This window comes from Rahnella sp. PD12R (assembly GCF_019200965.1).
Taxonomy (GTDB): Bacteria; Pseudomonadota; Gammaproteobacteria; order Enterobacterales; family Enterobacteriaceae; genus Rahnella; species Rahnella laticis.
In genome coordinates this window covers 86,420-104,724 of the sequence record NZ_JAHTMS010000003.1, presented here as the reverse complement: position 1 = coordinate 104,724, position 18,305 = coordinate 86,420, and the positions used below count along the sequence as shown (strand labels likewise).

Below are 18,305 nucleotides of genomic sequence, written 5' to 3'. Positions count from 1 at the left end.
TAATAATCAGAATCCGGACTCACCTGCCGGCGGAAATAGCCTGTGCATCACGGGCAATCATTTTTTCTTCATTAGTCGGGATCACGGCAATCTTCGGCGTATCAGGTTTTGAAATCAGCCCGAAGCAGCCACCACAGGTTTCCTGATTTTTCTGAGCGTCCAGCCTCAGACCAAAAATACCCAGGCGCGCAATGGTCAGTTCCCGTACCAGCGCAGAATTCTCGCCGATACCGCCGGTGAAAATCAGAGCGTCCAGGCGTTTAAGCGAAGTGAGATGCCCGCCCAGATGGCGCGCCAGCCGGTGAACCATCACGTCGATTGCCAGTGTGGCACGCGGGTCGCCATTACTGCGCGCCTCCTGCAACGTCCGGCAATCGCTGGATATTCCGGACAATCCGAACAGGCCGGACTGGTTATTCACCATTTTATACAGTGTATCCATCGTCTGCCCGGTACAGGCCGCGATATGCGCTGCCGCACCAAAATCCAGATCGCCGCAACGCGTCCCCATCACCAGCCCTTCCAGCGGGGTCATGCCCATCGACGTATCCACACTTTCTCCGTTCTGCACCGCACACACCGAAGAACCGTTACCCAGATGCGCAATCAGAATGCCGTGGTCGTCAGGATCCAGACCCAGCACTGACACCGCCTGCGCGGCAATATACCGGTGAGACGTGCCGTGAAAGCCGTAGCGCCGCACCTGATAACGTTCCTGATATTCCAGCGGGATGGCGTAGGTATAAGCCGCTGGTGGCAGCGTCTGGTGGAACGCCGTGTCGAACACGGCGACTTGTACCACCTCCGGCAAAAGTGCGATTGCCGCTTCGATACCGATCAGATTGGCCGGATTATGTAGCGGTGCCAGTGCGGAAAGGGCACGGATCTTTTCAATAACATCCGGGCTGATCAGCACGGAATGTTTGAATTCGCTGCCGCCGTGCGCCACGCGATGGCCGATGGCATGTACACCGCGCAGCCACTGGCGCTCCGCCAGTTCGGCGAATAACGCTTTCAGCGCACAAACATGACTTGCCTCGCTCAGCGCCAGCGTAGATTTCTGACCGGTCAGGTCTTTGAGCGTCATCGTCGCATTGTCCAGCCCGAGCCTTTCCGCCATCCCCGAGAGCACCGGCGCGCCGTCCCCGACCGGGATCAGCGAAAATTTCAGCGAGGATGACCCGCAGTTAATAACCAAAATCAGTGAAGCGAAGGACATGATGACCCCTGTTAATCATTACCGGTTTAAGAAGATTTTTGTCAGCGGGTGGGCGTAATCACGTAGCGTGCGGCACTGAAACGCCTGAGCGTATTGCGCGCCACGGTTAAATCCTGTTCCACCGTACCCCCGCTTATGCCAATCGCGCCCAGCAGCACGCCGTCTGACCAGCACGGCAATCCTCCGCCTATGCAGCAAATTCCGCTTTCCTGTTGCAGGCCGTAAAGTTCCGCACTGGGTTGTACCTGCACGGCGAGTTCATGCGTGGCCATTTTCAGCGCAACGGCGGTCCAGGCCTTTTCCGCAGCCAGCCGGTGGCTGACCAGCAGCGCCTCCTCCATGCTGAAAAAATAACGCTGATGTCCGCTGGCACCGGCCAGGCTGAATACCATCGGAATACCGATGGCCTGCGCTTCCAACGCCGCAAACTGCGCCATTGCCGCGCAGTCCTCCAGACTCATCGCCCGCCGGGATTGCAGTTTTTGGGCAGAAATGGCCGAGTGGATCCAGCCGTCGAGTTGCATTTCATCGCGTGCAGACATGGCAGTTCCTCACGACAGTTCCTGCGGATCCACGATGCCCACCACCGCGGCATCAATCACGGAATGTTCTTTGGTGTTACTCATGCGCGCCGAGCTGCCGGTGGTGATAATGACGATCTCGCCATTGCCCGCACCGACGAAATCCACGGCGACCTGCGCGCTGCCGGTCGGCTGATAATGTTCATCGAGCCGGGCGACCATCAGTAATTTTGTGCCGTTAAGTGAGGCGTGCTTGGTCGTGGAAACCAGCGCGCCGGTGACTTTTGCCAGATACATATTCCCTCCCGGTTCACCGGATCACGGTGATGTTCTGTCGGCGAATTTCATCCTGCGCAGCAGGCGTGATCAGCGTGTTGCTGTCGATACGTAACCGCTGCGTGGTACGGTGCTGGCGGATATCACTGAGGGTGATCAGCCGTTTTTTACCGGTTATTTCTGTGCTGACCTGAACATCCGAATTTATGCCCGTCACCGCAATACCGTATTGCCTGAGCACATCCGCATACCCGGCGAGACGCACCATCAACGGCGGTGGAAATCCACTATCAGCCGGGTTAAGCAGTTCGGGCGGCAGGGTCGCAATCACGTTTTTTTGCTTTTGCAGCGCATGGAAAACCCAGCTGGTGGCGAGGTTGTCACGAATGCCGAGCGCAATTTTGGTCAGGCTGTTGCCCGAAAGCGCGGGCAGATACAGACTGTCGTAATCCTCTCCGTCCGCAAGCTGCTCGTCAGCACTTTTGTCATCTACAACCACGCCAGCCGTCATTTCAGCGAGCAATGCGGCTTTTAGACCACCGAGGTTCGCGCTGTGAGAAAACGCGACCTGAAGCCGGTAACCCGCGTGTTCAAGTGCCCGCATGCCGCGCAGCGTCACCGGCAACGTGGTCACATCGCTGCCTGTGATCACCACGCGCACGGTTTTCACTGTCTGCTTTTTTTCTGCCAGCAGGTTGGCGATAACCGTATCCAGCCACCGGGACAGCGCCTGACTTTCCATGGTTTTCCTCTTTCTGTCCGGTGAATGACTATCCGGTATAACGGCTGACGAAATCGCCGTTGCGCAGGCCAAAGCCGTTAGCTTCTTCCACATCAATATGCAGCTCCAGCACCGCATCGGCACTGACGCGCACCACGACGTGGCTGAGCACGCCAGCACGTTGCCCTCCGGCTGCAAGATTGATTTCCATTCCGTCGCGCAACCCGTGCAGCTCGGCTTCCTGCGGCGAAATATGGATATGCCGCCAGGCGACAATCGCACCATGCGGTTTCACCACCTGCCCGCGCGGGCCGATAATTTCCAGCCCCGGCGAATCGAGCAGATCGCCTGACATGCGCACCGGTGCTTTCACCCCGAGCACAAAGCTGTCGGCCACCGAAATCTCAATCTGCGTGGTGCTGCGCAGCGGCCCGAGAATGCGCACATTACTGATGTCGCCTTTTTTGCCGCGCAACGTCACCGTTTCCTCCGCCGCAAACTGGCCGGGCTGTTTTACCGCTTTCATGCGCGTCAGCGTGGAACCTGCGCCAAACAACAAATCCATGTCTTCGCGGCACAGATGAATATGGCGGTTTGAAACGCCGACCGGCACTTGCAGATGCGGGACATTTCCGGCGGTAGCCGGCTGCGGCAATTTTCCTCCGGCCGCCATTTCCTGCACGATTTGTTGTGTGATCCACTGCGCTTGTTGCTGGCTGTAATTCATGACGTAAAAGACCCTGATCGGTAAGTAAGAAAATGAGATTATCCGGCGATCTGCGTGAGCAGCCGGTCGATATCCTGTCCAGTGGGCTGACGCGGGTTCGACGCTGTACATCCGTCCGCCAGCGTGGCGTCAACAAGCGGCTGGCGCAGCGGCTCAAACGTAGCGCTGTCGGTGCCGAGCGCTTTTAAGGTTGCCGGAATACCAAAGTGCTGATTTAACGCGCGAATTTTCGCCACGGTCTGCGCGATAATTTGCGGCGCACTGCCCTGTTCAATTCCCAGGATTTTCCCGAGTTTCACGTAGCGTTCCGTGGTCTGCGCGCTGGCCTGTTCGCTGTTGAATTCAATCAGCAGCGGCAGCAACATGGCGTTAATTTTACCGTGCGGAATATGCAGCATTCCGCCGAGGGCGTGCGCCATTCCGTGAACCAGCCCCAGCCCGGCGGAGTTAAACGCCATGCCTGCCATACATGAGGCGTTGTGCATATGCGTACGGGCGCAGATGTCCTGCTCGTTGCTGTAGACCTGCGGCAAATAACGCCAAACCAACGCAATGGCTTTTTCTGCCAGCGCATCGCTGAAATCATTCGCACCGGTTGAAACCAGCGCTTCGATGGCGTGTGTCAGCACGTCCATACCGGTATCGACGGCAATATGGCGCGGCACGCTCAGCACCAATTGCGGATCCAGGATCGCGATATCCGGCACCAGCGCCTGCGACACCAGCGGATATTTACGGCCATTCTGCGGGTCGGAAATAATAGCGTATGACGTCACTTCGGAACCCGAACCACTGGTGGTCGGGATCGCAATCAGCTCAATCCGGTGCTGCTGATAGTGCTCTTCCAGCGTCACTTTTATGCCCTTTGCCGCGTCGAGCGAGGAGCCACCGCCCAGCGCAATAATCACGTCCGGTCTGAAGGTTTTAAATTGCGCCGCGCCCTCTTTCAGAATGTCGATATCCGGGTCCGGCCTGACGTCACCGTAAACCGAGACCGTCGCGCGCGGCATATGCGCACTCAGGGAAGCGGCCTTTCCCGAGCTCACCATAAAAGCATCGGTGACTATCGCGACCTTTTTATCATTGAGGGTGTTTAACGCGGTTAACGCCCCGTCGCCGAAATATACGCGCGGGCTGGAGAAAAACGGATTCGCCATTGTTTCAACTACCTTGCTCAGATGACCGGCGTGCAAATCCCGGCCGTAAAAAGATGCCTTTAACCTAACATTGGCAGCCAGCCGGGGCGTTGCTCAGGGTTGTGCAGGTGGAGGACTTTTTTGCCCTGTTGTTTTCGGGGTGGGCAAAAAAGTGCAGGACATGAAACAACAATCAGTGGATAAAAACTCACAAAACCTTTTGCATCAAATTGACACATTTTGTTATGTTATCACATATCAAATACACCTCCGCGATGAACAGGTTGAAGGGAATGACTGCTGACAGGGTAAAAAATGTCGAACCGGTCCTTGAGGTTAAAGGGCTGACGCTGGAAATCGCCGGAGAACAGCGTGTCGCAGATCTGTGCTTTTCAGTGAGCGCGGGCGAGCGGGTTTGCCTGATCGGCGCTTCCGGCTCGGGCAAATCGCTGACCGCGAAAACCATCACCGGTACGCCGCCTGCGGGCGCAAAGCTCAGCGGCAGCATTCGCGTAAACGGCATTGAAGTCTGCGGTCAACATCCGGTGGCGCGTTGCGCGCAAAGCCGCGTGGCGACGGTATTCCAGGATTCCTCTACAGCGCTCAATCCCCTGATGACGCTCGGCAAACAGCTGAATCTCGCCCTGCCTGCGGCCAGCGCGGACGAACTCGCCAAAATGCTTGAACGGGTCGGGCTGGGTGAAATCCCCAACTTTACGGCACGGTATCCGGCAGAACTTTCCGGCGGCCAGCGGCAGCGCTTATGTATCGCGCTGGCAATGCAGTCATCTTCCGCGTTGCTGGTGGCCGATGAGCCGACCACCGCGCTCGACGTGCTCACACAGCAACGGGTTTTGCAGGTAATGCGTGATGCTTGCGAAAATGCACAACAACCCCGCGCCCTGTTGTTTATCACGCACGACATCGCCGTTGCGGCGCAACTTTGCGGGCGGGCGCTGGTGATGGAAAACGGGCGTGTGGTGGAATCCGCCCCGATGGCGCAGCTGCTGGATAATCCGCAACACGCCTACACCAGACGGCTGGTCGCGGCGGCAAAACACAGCGCGGCGCTGCACCGGAATGCCTCCACGTTAAGCGCGGTGGCCGTCTGATGAATCCTTCACTGCAACTCGTCACCGAACCGTTTTTGCACCTTCACAGCGTCAGCCGGAATCTGGCCGTTCCGGGGTTTTTCTGGCAGAAAAAACAAGGATCCGCGCCGCTGTTTTCACACTTATCCTTACGTATTGGCCGCCACGAGCGCGTCGGGCTGGTGGGCGTTTCCGGCTGCGGAAAATCCTCACTCCTGAGAATTTTGCTGGCGATGGACGCGCCGGACAGCGGCGATGTGTTTTGCGACGGAAAATCTGTCCGCCCCGGTTCTGCCCGTTCGCTGCGGGAATACCGCCAGCGGGTGCAATACATTCCGCAAGATCCGGCTGGTTCACTGCCGCCCAATCAGAATGTCGGGCAGATTATCGCTGAGCCGCTGAAGCGTCTGGGTTTTCAGGGCGGGATAAAAGCCCGCGTGACACAGGTGATGGCGCAGACTGGTCTGCCGGAAATGCTGATGCATCGTGCGGCGGGTGCGCTGTCCGGCGGGCAGGCACAGCGCGTGGCGATTGCCCGCGCACTGGCGATCCGCCCGGAATTTCTGATTGCCGATGAGCCGGTCAGCGGGCTGGATTTACCGCTGCGTGAGCAAATCAAACAGCTGTTACAACAGGTCACGCAGCAAAACGGCATGGGGCTGCTGATGGTGACGCACGATATTTCGATGGTGGCCGGGCTGTGCGAACGCCTGCTGATCATGCACGATGGCGAAATTATCGAAGACAGCCCGACGCAGGACGCGCTGCTTGCTCCGCGCCACCCGCATACCCGCCAGCTGCTGGCGGCTGTTCCTCATTTACCTTTGATCGTTAACGGATAACCCGATGTTCACCCGCTCTCAAACCCGCACGTCTGCGCCCTGGCCTCCGCTGCTACTGGGCAGCAATCTGGTCTTTAACATTGGTTTTTACGCCGTGGTGCCGTTTCTCGCCCTGTTTCTGCGCGATGACATGTTGCTTTCCGGCTGGTCGATCGGGCTGGTGCTCGGCCTGCGCACCTTCTCGCAACAAGGGATGTTTTTGCTCGGCGGCGCGTTGTCCGACCGCTTCGGTGCGCGGGTGGTTATCCTCTGCGGCTGCGTGGTGCGCATCGCCGGATACCTTTTGCTCGGCCTTTCCAACACGCTGACGCCGGTGATACTCGGTGCCTGCCTGACCGGTATCGGCGGCGCGCTGTTTTCGCCATCGATTGAAGCCCTGCTGGCGCAGGCAGGAACGCACAGCGAGAAAGCCGGAAAACGCAGCCGCGCCGAGTGGTTTGCGCTGTCAGCCGTTTGTGCGGAACTCGGCGCAGTGCTCGGGCCGCTGCTCGGTTCGCTGCTTTCCGGCTACGGTTTTCAGCCGGTGGCACTGGCCGGTTCCGGCTTATTTATGGTTGCGCTGGTGGTGTTGTTTTTCACCCTGCCCGCTGCGCCGAAACGCGCTGCCGAACTGAAAATTGTGCCGTGGTGGGAGACCTTTCGTCAGCCGCGTTTCGTGGCATTTATCGTGGCTTACAGCGCGTATCTGTTCAGCTACAACCAGCTGTATCTGGCGCTGCCGGTGGAACTGCGTCGCTCCGGCGGCGGTGAGCAAGATCTCGGGCCGCTGTTTGTACTGGCATCGGTTCTGGTGATCGTACTGCAAATGCCGCTGGCGCGGTTTTCCCGCCGTATTGGCGCGCGGATCATTTTGCCCGCCGGTTTTCTGCTGCTTGCTTCCGCCTTCGCCGCCGTGGCGATGTTTGCCTGGACGGTGCCGCCGGAAGGCTGGCTGCGCCTGCTGCCGTCTGTTTTGCTGATCACATTGCTGACCGTCGGGCAGATGCTGATTGTGCCGGTAGGGATGGATTTAATTCCGCGTTTTGCCGGGCAGCACAATCTTGGCGCGCATTACGGGGCGCTCTCTTCGATGGGCGGCATCGCCGTATTGGCGGGAAATTTCCTGCTCGGCGGGTTGCTCGATGGCGCACTGGTGCCGTCGCCCGGCGCCGTGATCCCCTGGCTGGCGCTGGCCGCCGTTCCGTTTTTAAGCGCGCTGGCGATGTGGCGAATCTGCCGCCAGCTGCCTCCTCCTGCAATCTGACAAGGAACTTCTGATGTCTGCGTTACGTTTAAGCCCGCTGGCCGGGCTGCTTTCTGCTGCACTTTTACTGACCGGTTGCTTTAATGAAGCCGATAAAACCACCGAAAACAGCGCAGATTCCCGTCTGCGGCTGGCAATGTTGCAACCGCCGCGTTCCGGCCTGACGCCGCTCAGCGACGATGCGTTTAAGCTCTCGCGCTGGAGCACGGCGGAAACGCTGGTGGTGCTCGATAAGCTCGGCGAAGCTCAACCGGCGCTGGCGACAAAATGGCAGCAAACCGGCGAAAACACCTGGCGTCTCGAGCTGCGCCATGATGTGAAATTCCACGACGGCACGGCGCTGGATGCGGCGGCGGTCGTAAATTCCCTGACTGTTGCCGCCCGTGCAGCACCGAAGCCGCGCATTCTCGACGGCGTTCAGCTCACCGCCGTAGCTGACGGCGAACACGCGGTGATTATCACCACGGCGCAGCCCGATCCTCTGCTGCCGCAGCGTCTATCCAGCCCGCAGCTGGCGATTTTGTCGCAAAAAGCCTACAGCGCCAGCGGCGTGGTTGACCCGCGCCACACCGGTTCCGGCCCGTTTGAACTGGTGCAGGTGGACGGCACCAGCAGTGCCAGGCTCGAGCGCTTTGACGGCTACTGGGGCGAAAAAGCCAAAGCCAGCGGCATCGACGTCAGTTTTGTGCCGGACGGCACGGCGCGTGGCGCGGCATTACGCACCGGTACGGCAGACATCGTCGAAGCCATCCCGGTTTCTCAGGCACCTTTGCTCGACCAGCGCTTAATCCACGAAGTGCCGATGCCGCGCACCAATACGCTGTATCTCAACACGCGGCTCGGCGTGATGCAGGATCCGGCGCTGCGGGCGGCGGTACGCGAAGCCATCAACCGTCAGCAACTGGTGGATAACGTTTATGAAAAACGCGCCGATGTGGCGCAAGGTCTGCTCGGCCCCGCGTTGCCGTGGGCGGCGCAGTTACGCCAGCCGGTCGCGCATCCGGCGGCGGCGCGTAAACCAGCCGGTGAAACCATCACGCTGGCGACCTTCAGCGACCGCGACGAACTCCCGGAAGTGGCGGTGTATCTGGCGCAACAGCTGACCGCCGCCGGATTTACCGTCAAACAGGTGGTGCGCGAGTATTCGCAAATTGAAACCGATGCGCTGGCGGGTAAATTCGATGCCTTTATTTTATCCCGCGCGACGGTGCTGGATTCCGGCGATCCGGTGGCGTATCTCTACAGCGATTTCTCCTGCAAAGGGTCATTTAACATCGCGCAACTTTGCCGCCCGGAAATCGATGAAGCGCTGCAACACGCCTCCGCCATTCCCGCCGGAGAAGCGCGACGCAAGGCCATAATGCTGGCTGAAAATCAGATCCTCGCCACCGACGCCGCCATTCCGATGCTGCATGAGCGCGTGATCCAGGGCGAAGCGGCGAACGTCCGCGATGCGCTGCGTGACCCGCGTGAACGCACGCTGATCAACGCCGCCACACAGCGCAATTCTCAGGCCGACTGATGAGCGAATCGATTTATTGCCGGACCTGCGCGGGCGTCAGCCGGTTACGCCAGCGCACGCCGCCCACACGGGTACCCTTGATTTCACGCGTGCTGACGCTGACCGCCATTGTGGTGCTGATCGGCCTGCTGCCGTGGCTTTCCGGCACGGATCCGGCGCTGTCATTGCTGCGCGCACGTTCCGGTGAGCAGGAAGCAACGGCCGAAACGCTGAACGCTATCCGGCTGTCGCTCGGCTTAGATCAGGGCCCGTGGCACGCGCTGGCCCGCTGGCTCGGCGGTTTGCTGCACGGCGATGCGGGCGTTTCGTGGGTTTCAGGATTGCCAGTGTTGCCGGGCATGCTGCGGGCGACCGGTGTTTCGCTGACGTTAATGGCGTCGTCGGCGCTGGTGGCGCTGGTGCTCGCGTTGCTGTTGTGTGCTGGCACCATGATTCGCGGATTACGCGGCCATACGCCACACCCGGCGGGCTTTTTCGCTGCCCTGCTGACCGCATTGCCGGAGTTTTTGCTGGCGTCGTTTTTGCTGATCACCGGCGCGGTCTGGCTGCAATTCTTCCCGCCTTACGGCTGGCTCGGCTGGCAATACGCGGTTTTGCCCTCGCTGGCGCTGGGGCTGCCTGCGGGCGGTTATCTGGGCAGGCTGTATTCCGATGCACTGGCCGGAACCTTTGGCGAAAACTGGCTGACCACCTGGAGCGTGCTGGGCATCTCACGTCGCCACACCGCGCTGGCGGTGATCGCCCGTTCGCTGCCGGGCGTTATGCCGCTAACCGGTCTGGTGCTGGTTTCGCTGACCGGCGGCGCCATCGCGGTTGAAAAAGTTTTTGCCATTCCCGGACTCGGACGCGCCACGCTGGGCGCGGCGGCTGCCGGTGATTTACCGGCCTTGCAGACGGGCGTGCTGATCCTGCTGTTGCTGGCGTCGCTGACTGGAATGCTGGCGGGCGGTGGACGCCGTTTATTGCTGGGCCGTGCGCTGCAACTAGGCGCGGTGCCGGTTCCGGCGCAGACGGCTCAGCCGGAAAAACAGCGGGCGTGGATCCCGCTGCTGTGTCTGGGAATACTGCTGATAATGGTGCTCGCCGGTTTGCCGCGAGACCCGCTGACGTCGGAATATCTGCGCTTACAACCGCCGTCGCTGTCGCTGCCTTTCGGGGCCGATGCGATGGGACGCGACCTGCTCGCCCGTGTCGCGCACGGCACGCTCAACACCTGTTTGCAGGCGCTGGCGGTGTCACTGATTTGTCTCGCCGCCGGTCTGCTGATGGGGGCATTTCCCCGCGCGATGACCGGACCGATTGAAGTCACCAACGCGCTGCCACCGGTGATTGCCGGATTAGTTGTCGCCGCCGTCAATGGCCCGACTGCGACCGGCGCGGCGATTGCTGTCACCGCCGTAAGCTGGGCACCGCTCGCGGCGCATACCGCTGCGCTGGTCAGTGAAATTCAGGCACGCCCGTACATGAAAATGCTGCCGGTCGTCGGCGTGGGCGCCATCCGTCGCACGGTGTTTTACGTGCTGCCCGCGCTGTGTGGCCCGCTGCTGCGCCACGCGATGTTACGTTTACCGGGGATCGCGCTGGCGCTGGCGTCACTCGGATTTCTCGGGCTGGGTGCACCGCCGCCGGTGCCGGAATGGGGGCGTGTACTGGCCGAAGGCATGCCCTATATCGAGCGCGCATGGTGGAGCGTTTTCGCCCCTGCTGCCGCGCTGGCCGTGCTTTCCGTCATGGCCGTCACGCTCAGCGGTTTGCGGTGGAAAAAGCGCGCCACCGCACACTGAGCGTTATCTGAATCATTCGTTTCGCGATAAGCTGTCGGCCTGAGTTTTTACCGGATGAATGGAAATGGAAGCGCGTAAACCGCTGGACGGAATGGCTACCAGCGTGATGGTAGGATTGTGTGTGATTTGGGGCGTGCAGCAGGTGGCGATCAAAAGCGCGGCGGCTGATATAACGCCGTTGTTGCAGGTCGCGCTGCGTTCGGGAATTGCCGGGCTGGCGGTGCTGATCCTGATGCTGGTGCGCCAGCGGAAAATTCCGTTCAGCCGTGAAACCCTGCGCCCCGGTTTGCTGGTCGGCCTGCTGTTTTCCATCGAATTTATGTTTGTCGCCGAAGGATTACGCTTCACCACGGCGGCGCACATGGCGGTATTTCTGTATACCGCGCCGATTTTTGCCGCACTGGGGCTGCATTTTCTGGTGCCGGAAGAACGGCTGAGCGCGCTGCAGTGGTCGGGAGTAGGCATCACGTTTATCGGCGTGATTGTGGCGTTTTTGTTTGGCGGGCACGCCGCCACCGCACCGCAGGCTAGCAATATGCTGCTCGGGGATTTTTTCGGTCTGCTGGCCGGCATGTTCTGGGGCATGACCACTATCGTCGTGCGTCGCAGTAAATTATCGTCCGGCAGCGCAACTATGACGCTGTTCTATCAGCTGGCAGGCGCGTTCGTGCTGCTCGGCGGGCTGGCCCTGCTGACCGGACAAACGCATTTCCGCCTCAGCCCGGTTTCCGTCAGCAGTATGCTTTTCCAAACCGTCATCGTAACCTTCGCCAGCTACCTCGCGTGGTTCAGCCTGATGCGCCGTTATCAGGCGTCGCGTCTGGGCATTTTGTCCTTCATGACGCCGGTCTTCGGCATCATCGCGGGCGTAGTATTGCTGCACGAACCGCTGAAAGTGAATTTCATCCTCGGTGCGATATTGATTATGTTGGGGATTGTGACCGTCAGCGCCGAAGGGATTTTGCGCGGATGGATTGCGAAACGGCGGGGTTAATCCCCCCGCGATTTCAGGCGGCAAGAATATGCTGAATGCCGAGGAACATGGGCACTGCCCCGAATGCATTTGGCGGTGCATCCAGTTGGGCAAATCCCAACCGGGCATAGAAATTAATCGCGGCGGGATCTGCATCCAGATATACCCCTTTGATTGGCAGCGCGTCATGAATAACTTTTATTTGTTCAAAAAATGCCAACAGCAAATCCTGCCCGTACCCTTTATTTTGCTCTTTCGTGGCGACGCCTAGCATAATGAGGCGTACAACGCCGACTTCCAGAGGCAATGAACCGCTCACCACGCCTGCTAATTTCCCGCGCTCAAGCCAGTAAGCAGAGAAAGTACACACACCGAACAACTCTCCGGTCTGTGCATCAATCACCGCTTTGGCGGCGCAGTTCCCATCCCTGACACTTTTTTTCAGGGAGTTGCGCACAAAGGCATTGAGCACCGGATGCCCGCAATCAAAGTGCTTATTGCCAGGATACGTAATGTCAGACTGGTAGCTGCATACCATCACGCCGGTTTGCTTACTCTGCAGATTTACCATTTTTCTTTCTCCGCATTAACGCCTGCAATGCCAGCGTTGGTGCAGCCGGTTCCGCCAGAAGCTGATTAATTTGCTGCCAGCCTTGTGACGAAAGCTCACGACGACGCTGATTCTCCAGTACGTTTTCAGCCCGCTCGATAGCCGCGTTGAGGATAAATGCACTCAGATCCAGCCCCGCAGCCGCCGCAGCTTCGCGCAACAACTCTTTCAGGTCCGGACTGGTCTTCAGCTCAACACGCGCACTCTTTATATTTCTTGCGTCAGAAGGGAATACCACTTCTTTAGACATGATGACCTCTCGATTAAGATACGGCTATCAGCCGTATGCAGCACTGTACGCGTACCTGCCTGAAACGTCAACATTATACGGCTGATAGCCGTATAAAAGAAAAGTCAGTGCTTTTTCACAACATCACTTTCGCCGCCATTTCGCGGCTGTAATCGCGGCTGGCGTCAACCAGAACGCGGGTGTAGTCGTCCTGAATGTCGCCGCGCAGCAGTGCATCGGTTTCCAGCGTTTCGAGGATTTTGCCGTATTTCATCACCGCCACGCGCTGGCAGAGATGCGCGATAACGCCGAGATCGTGCGTGACCATCAGGTATGTCAGCCCTTCCTCTTTCTGAAGATCGAACAGCAAATTGAGGATTTCAGCCTGCACGGAAACATCCAGCGCGGAGGTCGGTTCGTCGAGCAGTAACACCCGCGGTTTGAGGATCAGCGCGCGGGCAATCGCCACGCGCTGGCGCTGTCCGCCGGAAAGCTGGTGCGGATAGCGGCTGCGGAAGGCGCGGTTCAGACCGACTTTTTCCAGGATAGCGTTGATGCGCGCATCGCGCTGATCGATGCGGTGAATTTGCAGCGGCTCTTCCAGAATATCGCCGATGGTATGGCGCGGATGCAGCGAACCGTATGGATCCTGAAACACCATCTGCACCAGACGGCAACGGTCGCGGCCAATCCGGTGTTCGAGTTGCTGCCCGTCGATTTCCAGCGCCCCTTTCCAGTGGGTAAACAGCCCCGCCAGGCATTTCAGCACGGTGGTTTTTCCTGAGCCGGATTCGCCGACCAGCCCGAAAATTTCCCCTTCACGCACGGCGATATTCACATCCGTCAGCACCTGCGTGGTTTTCGCGCCTTCGCCAAACGTGAGGTTCAGGTTGCGGACGTCGATCATGGTTTTTTGGGACATTTCAGTTTCCTTAATCGGTTAGCCAGCTGGCCTGACGCTGCATCACCGGCAGCGGGTAACGGCGGTTATCCATGTCCGGCAGCGCATTCAGCAGGCCGCGCGTGTACGGATGCTGCGCGTTATCCAGATCGGTGGCAGCGATGGATTCCACAATGCGTCCGGCGTACATCACCAGAACGCGGTCGCAGAAACTGCGCACCAGATTGATGTCGTGACTGATAAAAATCAGCCCCAGACCACGCGTTTTCACCAGGTCGTCGAGCAGCGCCAGCACCTGTAAACGCACCGAAACGTCAAGCGCGGAGGTCGGTTCGTCGGCAATCACCATTTCCGGATCGGTGATCAGCATCATCGCAATCATGATGCGCTGCCCCTGCCCGCCGGAAATCTCGTGCGGATACAGGCCATACACGCGTTCCGGGTCACGGATCCGCACCACATCGAGCATGTTCAGCACTTTGCTTTTGGCGTCTTTATACGAGCATTTATGGTGCGAACGCCATGCCTCGGCAATCTGGTCGCCGACGCACAGCACCGGGTTCAGCGAGTATTTCGGATCCTGCATAATCATCGAGATACGTTTGCCGCGCACCTGCCGCATTTGTTTCGCGGTAGCGTTGCGCAAATCCACATCGGCGAACTGCATTTTGCTGGCCGTAATCTGCGCTTTCGACGGATGAAGGTGCAGCAACGCGCGTCCGACGGTGGATTTTCCGGAGCCGGATTCGCCGACGATCGCCAGTTTTTCGCGTCCGAGCTGGAAGGAAACGCCGCGCACCGCGTGCGTCACCTGACGGCTATTCACAAAGCTGACGTTAAGGTCGCGCACGTCAAGTAACGCCGGAACGTCAGTCATTTCGGGGATCGAGGATGTCACGTAGGCCATCTCCTAAGAAGTTGAACGCCAGGCTGTTAATCAGGATCGCCAGACCCGGGATCGTCGCCACCCACCAGCACTCCATCATGTAAGTACGGCCGCTGGAAATCATCGCGCCCCACTCCGGATCCGGCGGCTGTGCGCCTAATCCGAGGAAGCCAAGTCCGGCGGCGGTGAGGATAATACCGGCCATATTCATGGTGATGCGGATGATCACCGACGGCAGGCACAGCGGCACAATGTGACGCCACAACACCCGCACCGGAGACGCGCCCTGCAAACGCACCGCCGAGATAAAATCAGCCTGACGCAGCGAGAGCGTTTCGGCACGCGCCAGACGCGCAATCGGCGGCCAGGCGGTGAGCGTAATGGCAATCACCACGTGTTCCAGCCCCGGTCCGAGTGCGGCGACAAACGCCAGCGCCAGCACCAGACTCGGAAAGGAGATGAAGATATCGGTGACGCGCATCAGCACCATGTCGGTTTTGCCGCCAAAATATCCGGCAGTCACGCCGAGTAATAACCCGAGCGGCCCGACGGTAACAGACACCAGCAGCACGATGTAGAGCGTGATCCGCGAACCGTAAACCAGACGGCTGAAGATATCGCGGCCAAACTCGTCGGTGCCAAACCAGTGCGCCGCCGACGGCGGGCTGAGCGCGTTATTTAAGTCCTGCACCAGCGGATGGAACGGCGCAATCCACGGAGCGAACAGCGCCACAATCATTAACACCAGAACAATCGCGCCACCGATGGCGGTCAGCGGATTGCACGCCATCTGCCAGAGAAAATGCCCGACGCGGCCAAACGCCCGTTTCACGCGCTGGCGTTTTTCGTCGCCCGCGCTGAGCACCACAGAATCGAGGGAAATCGTCATACTTTTGTCCTCGGGTCAAAGACCTGATACAGCAGGTCAGAGAGCAGGTTCAGCACCACGAAAATCATACCGACCACCAGCACGCAGCCCATCACGGCGTTCATGTCGCCGAGCATCAGGCTGCTGGTGAGATAGGAACCGAAGCCCGGCCAGGAGAAGACGGTTTCGATCAGCACCGCGCCTTCCAGCAGTGAGCCGTAGGCCAGCGCGACCACGGTCAGCAGCTGAACCAGAATGTTGCGGAACGCGTGGTTCCACAGCACATCCCATTCGCTCAGCCCTTTGACGCGGGCGGTGATGATGAATTCCTGCGAGAGCTGAGCCAGCATAAAGCTGCGGGTCATGCGGCTGATGTAGGCCAGCGAGTGAAAACCGAGCAGCGACGCGGGCAGGATCAGGTGGTTCAGCGCGTTGCGGAACACTTCCCCATTTCCGGCGATCAGCGCGTCGATCAGCATAAAACCGCTGTGACGCGTAACCTGCCCGTCGAGGCTGAAATCCACACGCCCCGCACCGCCGACCCAACCGAGCCAGGCGTAAAACACCAGTAATCCCATCATGCCGACCCAAAATATCGGCGTGGAATATCCGGCCAGGCTGATGACGCGCACCATATAATCGGCAATGCTGTTGCGTTTTGCCGCCGCCAGAACGCCCAGCGGAATGCCGACGCCCGCGCCGAGAATGATCGCCAGCGTCGCCAGTTCCATGGTGGCCGGGAATACGCGCAGAATGTCCTGCGTCACCGGTTTGCCGGTCAGCAGCGCGTTGCCTAAATCCCCGTGCGCCAGCCCGGAAAGGTAGATGCCAAACTGCGTCCACAGTGGCTTATCAAAACCAAGCTGATGATAAACCTGCTGATAAGTGCTGTGGTCGGCGTCCGGCCCGACAATTGCCAGCACCGGATCCACCGGCATCACGCGGCCAATGAAAAACGTCAGCAGCAGCAGGCCGAACAGCGTGACCGCCACCTGAATCAGCCGTTTGCCGATGCGTCCGGCGGGAATGCCGGAATGCCAGGTCCGGGTTTGTGTGGGCTGTTTTTGCGTAGTATGAGTTTGCGTTGGCTGAGTTTGCGTTGTCATAACCCTTTACCTCCCGCCGGTTGTGCGTCAGCGGCGTCCTCTTTGTAGACGTCGCGCAGGAAAGTGGTTGCAGACGGGTGCGGCAGATAATTTTTCACATCCGTGCGCACCACGATGGAATCGACCATTTGCGAAACCGGCACCAGCGCCGGGATCAGCGCGTCGTAACGTTCCTGTATCGCGAAGTAATCCTGCTTTTGCTTTTCAGGGTCGCGTTCGAGCAGCGCCTGATCGATATCCGTATTCAGCTGTTTGTCGTAGAAACCGGTGCGCCAGCCCTGAAAATTGGTGAGGCGCGCCGCATCGCTGTTGTCGGGGTTATAGACCAGCGAACGCAGGCTGGAATGCGGATGCGGTTCCACGCCGCTGCCGCCGCGTCCGACCAGCATGGCGAACTTACGTTCACGCATCGCACCGTAAATCTGGTTGCCGGTGCCGGTGACGATTTTGGCGCGAATGCCCGCCTGCATCAGCGTGGACTGCACGGCAATCGCGATATTAAGGAATGGCTGGTCGGCCAGCACCCGCAGCGTAGTGTCAAAACCGTCCGGATATCCGGCTTCCGCCAGCAAGGCTCTGGCTCGCGGAATGTCGAGTTTGTAGTCCGGATCCGGCAGCGTGGCGGGCATGCCGACCTGAATCGGACGCTGATGCACAATACCGTAACCGGTCATGAGCGCTTTACCGATGCCCTGATAATCAATCAGATAGCGCACCGCTTCGCGCACTTTGGGGTTAGCAAAGTGCGGCTCTTTCATGCTCATCGCCACGTAATAAATGGTGCCTTTTTTCACCTGATCCACAACCATCGCCGGATCATGGCTGAGCGCGGTCACGTCGGACACCGCCATATTATTGGCAATATCCAGGTCGCCTTTTTCAATCATCAGGCGCAGGGTCTGGGATTCCTGAAAATGGCGGAACACCACGCGGGAAAGCCGCGGTTCGCCCCGCCAGTACTGTGCATTACGGCTCATGTTCAGCACATCTTTCGCCTGCCAGCTGTCGAGGCGGAACGGGCCGGAACCCGCTTCGTTAGTGGTCAGCCAGCGGTTGCCCCAGTCGCCGTTCACTTCGTGCGCCTGCACGGTTTTGCTGTCGAGCGCCACCACGCTGCCGAGAGCGGCCAGCGAGTAAATCACCAGTTTCGGGTCGTTCGGTTTAGGCAGCCGGATTTCAACGGTATTGGGCGACGGCGCACGCACCATTTCATCGACGTTCTTTTTAGTAAATCCGTAAGACTTCCACACCGACGCCTGCGCCAGATTCAGGTGCAGAATGCGGCGCATCGACCAGACCACATCGTCCGCGGTGACCGGATTGCCGGAGTGAAATTTCACGCCTTCGCGCAGGTGAAACGTAATCAGATTTCCGGCATCGTTGACCTCCCACGAGGTCGCCAGCGCCGGACGCACGTTGGTCAGTTGTTGCGGATCAAGCTCAATCAGCGGGTCATAAAGATTCACCACGATGCCGACAATGTCGTTGCCGGTCATCGCTGCGGGATCGAGCGTCAGCAGGTTATTCATGTTCATGCCGATGATCAGCTGGTCGGGCGGCGTTTTCGCCAGCGCCGGCCAGCAGCTCACCGACAACAGAAGCGCGAAAAACCACGCCCTGAGGGGTGTGCCAGAGTTCATGATGTACCTT

The 18,305-nt window shown here is 59.2% G+C and carries 19 protein-coding genes; 6 read left to right on the top strand and 13 right to left on the bottom strand.

All coding sequences use genetic code 11. The annotated features are described in order from the left end of the window. Positions 1-19: 19 nt before the first annotated feature. The 6 genes from tdcD to KWG64_RS07645 are packed head-to-tail and all read right to left on the bottom strand — an operon-like array spanning position 20 to position 4,621. Positions 20-1,219, bottom strand: a complete 1,200-nt coding sequence (gene tdcD / locus KWG64_RS07670) for a propionate kinase (protein WP_218521486.1) — start codon at positions 1,217-1,219, stop codon at positions 20-22. A 41-nt stretch (positions 1,220-1,260) separates the two neighbouring features. Further along, the gene (locus tag KWG64_RS07665; RefSeq protein ID WP_218521485.1) at positions 1,261-1,761 is read right to left on the bottom strand and encodes a heme-binding protein; all 501 of its coding nucleotides are present in this window, start codon (positions 1,759-1,761) and stop codon (positions 1,261-1,263) included. A 9-nt stretch (positions 1,762-1,770) separates the two neighbouring features. Then, on the bottom strand, positions 1,771-2,037 hold the full coding sequence (locus KWG64_RS07660) for a EutN/CcmL family microcompartment protein (RefSeq protein WP_218521484.1): 267 nt from the start codon (positions 2,035-2,037) through the stop codon (positions 1,771-1,773). A 13-nt stretch (positions 2,038-2,050) separates the two neighbouring features. Continuing rightward, positions 2,051-2,758: a flavoprotein gene (locus tag KWG64_RS07655; protein ID WP_218521483.1), complete on the bottom strand. Its 708-nt coding sequence runs from the start codon at positions 2,756-2,758 to the stop codon at positions 2,051-2,053. Between the two features lie 28 nt (positions 2,759-2,786). Next, entirely contained in the window at positions 2,787-3,464 is a 678-nt protein-coding gene (gene pduL / locus KWG64_RS07650) for a phosphate propanoyltransferase (protein WP_218521482.1), read from the bottom strand. 38 nt (positions 3,465-3,502) lie between these two features. Beyond that, complete coding sequence (locus tag KWG64_RS07645; RefSeq protein ID WP_218521481.1) at positions 3,503-4,621, bottom strand: 1-propanol dehydrogenase PduQ; 1,119 nt, start codon at positions 4,619-4,621, stop codon at positions 3,503-3,505. 272 nt (positions 4,622-4,893) lie between these two features. On the opposite strand from KWG64_RS07645, the gene KWG64_RS07640 reads away from it, so the two are divergent. From KWG64_RS07640 to KWG64_RS07615, 6 genes are all read left to right on the top strand, one after another. After that, entirely contained in the window at positions 4,894-5,712 is an 819-nt protein-coding gene (locus KWG64_RS07640) for an ATP-binding cassette domain-containing protein (protein WP_218521480.1), read from the top strand. Then, positions 5,712-6,533, top strand: a complete 822-nt coding sequence (locus KWG64_RS07635) for an ABC transporter ATP-binding protein (RefSeq protein WP_218521479.1) — start codon at positions 5,712-5,714, stop codon at positions 6,531-6,533. Before KWG64_RS07640 ends, KWG64_RS07635 begins: the two co-directional genes overlap by 1 nt. A gap of 4 nt (positions 6,534-6,537) precedes the next feature. Further along, entirely contained in the window at positions 6,538-7,776 is a 1,239-nt protein-coding gene (locus KWG64_RS07630; protein WP_218521478.1) for an MFS transporter, read from the top strand. 13 nt (positions 7,777-7,789) lie between these two features. Next, positions 7,790-9,298, top strand: a complete 1,509-nt coding sequence (locus tag KWG64_RS07625; protein WP_218521477.1) for an ABC transporter substrate-binding protein — start codon at positions 7,790-7,792, stop codon at positions 9,296-9,298. Then, a complete protein-coding gene (locus tag KWG64_RS07620; RefSeq protein WP_218521476.1) occupies positions 9,298-11,082 on the top strand; it encodes an ABC transporter permease subunit in 1,785 nt (594 codons plus the stop codon). Before KWG64_RS07625 ends, KWG64_RS07620 begins: the two co-directional genes overlap by 1 nt. A 64-nt stretch (positions 11,083-11,146) precedes the next feature. Next, positions 11,147-12,076: a DMT family transporter gene (locus tag KWG64_RS07615; protein WP_218521475.1), complete on the top strand. Its 930-nt coding sequence runs from the start codon at positions 11,147-11,149 to the stop codon at positions 12,074-12,076. A 13-nt stretch (positions 12,077-12,089) separates the two neighbouring features. Here the strand turns inward: KWG64_RS07615 and KWG64_RS07610 are convergent, their stop codons facing one another. The 7 genes from KWG64_RS07610 to KWG64_RS07580 all read right to left on the bottom strand — a co-directional run bounded on the left by KWG64_RS07610 (position 12,090) and on the right by KWG64_RS07580 (position 18,190). Continuing rightward, complete coding sequence (locus KWG64_RS07610; RefSeq protein ID WP_218521474.1) at positions 12,090-12,626, bottom strand: GNAT family N-acetyltransferase; 537 nt, start codon at positions 12,624-12,626, stop codon at positions 12,090-12,092. Beyond that, positions 12,607-12,915, bottom strand: coding sequence for a DUF1778 domain-containing protein (locus KWG64_RS07605; protein WP_218521473.1), 309 nt, complete (start codon positions 12,913-12,915; stop codon positions 12,607-12,609). Before KWG64_RS07605 ends, KWG64_RS07610 begins: the two co-directional genes overlap by 20 nt. A 115-nt stretch (positions 12,916-13,030) precedes the next feature. Continuing rightward, complete coding sequence (locus KWG64_RS07600; RefSeq protein ID WP_218521721.1) at positions 13,031-13,801, bottom strand: ABC transporter ATP-binding protein; 771 nt, start codon at positions 13,799-13,801, stop codon at positions 13,031-13,033. A 25-nt stretch (positions 13,802-13,826) separates the two neighbouring features. Then, positions 13,827-14,693 (bottom strand): ABC transporter ATP-binding protein, encoded by an 867-nt coding sequence (locus KWG64_RS07595; RefSeq protein WP_218521472.1) that lies wholly within the window; start codon positions 14,691-14,693, stop codon positions 13,827-13,829. Next, entirely contained in the window at positions 14,665-15,570 is a 906-nt protein-coding gene (locus KWG64_RS07590) for an ABC transporter permease (protein ID WP_101078017.1), read from the bottom strand. Before KWG64_RS07590 ends, KWG64_RS07595 begins: the two co-directional genes overlap by 29 nt. After that, positions 15,567-16,655, bottom strand: a complete 1,089-nt coding sequence (locus tag KWG64_RS07585; protein WP_255562117.1) for an ABC transporter permease — start codon at positions 16,653-16,655, stop codon at positions 15,567-15,569. Before KWG64_RS07585 ends, KWG64_RS07590 begins: the two co-directional genes overlap by 4 nt. Further along, on the bottom strand, positions 16,652-18,190 hold the full coding sequence (locus KWG64_RS07580) for an ABC transporter substrate-binding protein (RefSeq protein WP_255562134.1): 1,539 nt from the start codon (positions 18,188-18,190) through the stop codon (positions 16,652-16,654). Before KWG64_RS07580 ends, KWG64_RS07585 begins: the two co-directional genes overlap by 4 nt. Between the last annotated feature and the right edge of the window lie 115 nt (positions 18,191-18,305).

Excerpts from the sequence above, each read along its gene's own strand:
- tdcD (WP_218521486.1), bottom strand. The coding sequence starts at position 1,219 with ATGTCCTTCGCTTCACTGATTTTGGTTATTAACTGCGGGTCATCCTCG.
- KWG64_RS07665 (WP_218521485.1), bottom strand. The coding sequence starts at position 1,761 with ATGTCTGCACGCGATGAAATGCAACTCGACGGCTGGATCCACTCGGCC.
- KWG64_RS07660 (WP_218521484.1), bottom strand. The coding sequence starts at position 2,037 with ATGTATCTGGCAAAAGTCACCGGCGCGCTGGTTTCCACGACCAAGCAC.
- KWG64_RS07655 (WP_218521483.1), bottom strand. The coding sequence starts at position 2,758 with ATGGAAAGTCAGGCGCTGTCCCGGTGGCTGGATACGGTTATCGCCAAC.
- pduL (WP_218521482.1), bottom strand. The coding sequence starts at position 3,464 with ATGAATTACAGCCAGCAACAAGCGCAGTGGATCACACAACAAATCGTG.
- KWG64_RS07645 (WP_218521481.1), bottom strand. The coding sequence starts at position 4,621 with ATGGCGAATCCGTTTTTCTCCAGCCCGCGCGTATATTTCGGCGACGGG.
- KWG64_RS07640 (WP_218521480.1), top strand. The coding sequence starts at position 4,894 with ATGACTGCTGACAGGGTAAAAAATGTCGAACCGGTCCTTGAGGTTAAA.
- KWG64_RS07635 (WP_218521479.1), top strand. The coding sequence starts at position 5,712 with ATGAATCCTTCACTGCAACTCGTCACCGAACCGTTTTTGCACCTTCAC.
- KWG64_RS07630 (WP_218521478.1), top strand. The coding sequence starts at position 6,538 with ATGTTCACCCGCTCTCAAACCCGCACGTCTGCGCCCTGGCCTCCGCTG.
- KWG64_RS07625 (WP_218521477.1), top strand. The coding sequence starts at position 7,790 with ATGTCTGCGTTACGTTTAAGCCCGCTGGCCGGGCTGCTTTCTGCTGCA.
- KWG64_RS07620 (WP_218521476.1), top strand. The coding sequence starts at position 9,298 with ATGAGCGAATCGATTTATTGCCGGACCTGCGCGGGCGTCAGCCGGTTA.
- KWG64_RS07615 (WP_218521475.1), top strand. The coding sequence starts at position 11,147 with ATGGAAGCGCGTAAACCGCTGGACGGAATGGCTACCAGCGTGATGGTA.
- KWG64_RS07610 (WP_218521474.1), bottom strand. The coding sequence starts at position 12,626 with ATGGTAAATCTGCAGAGTAAGCAAACCGGCGTGATGGTATGCAGCTAC.
- KWG64_RS07605 (WP_218521473.1), bottom strand. The coding sequence starts at position 12,915 with ATGTCTAAAGAAGTGGTATTCCCTTCTGACGCAAGAAATATAAAGAGT.
- KWG64_RS07600 (WP_218521721.1), bottom strand. The coding sequence starts at position 13,801 with ATGATCGACGTCCGCAACCTGAACCTCACGTTTGGCGAAGGCGCGAAA.
- KWG64_RS07590 (WP_101078017.1), bottom strand. The coding sequence starts at position 15,570 with ATGACGATTTCCCTCGATTCTGTGGTGCTCAGCGCGGGCGACGAAAAA.
- KWG64_RS07585 (WP_255562117.1), bottom strand. The coding sequence starts at position 16,655 with ATGACAACGCAAACTCAGCCAACGCAAACTCATACTACGCAAAAACAG.
- KWG64_RS07580 (WP_255562134.1), bottom strand. The coding sequence starts at position 18,190 with ATGAACATGAATAACCTGCTGACGCTCGATCCCGCAGCGATGACCGGC.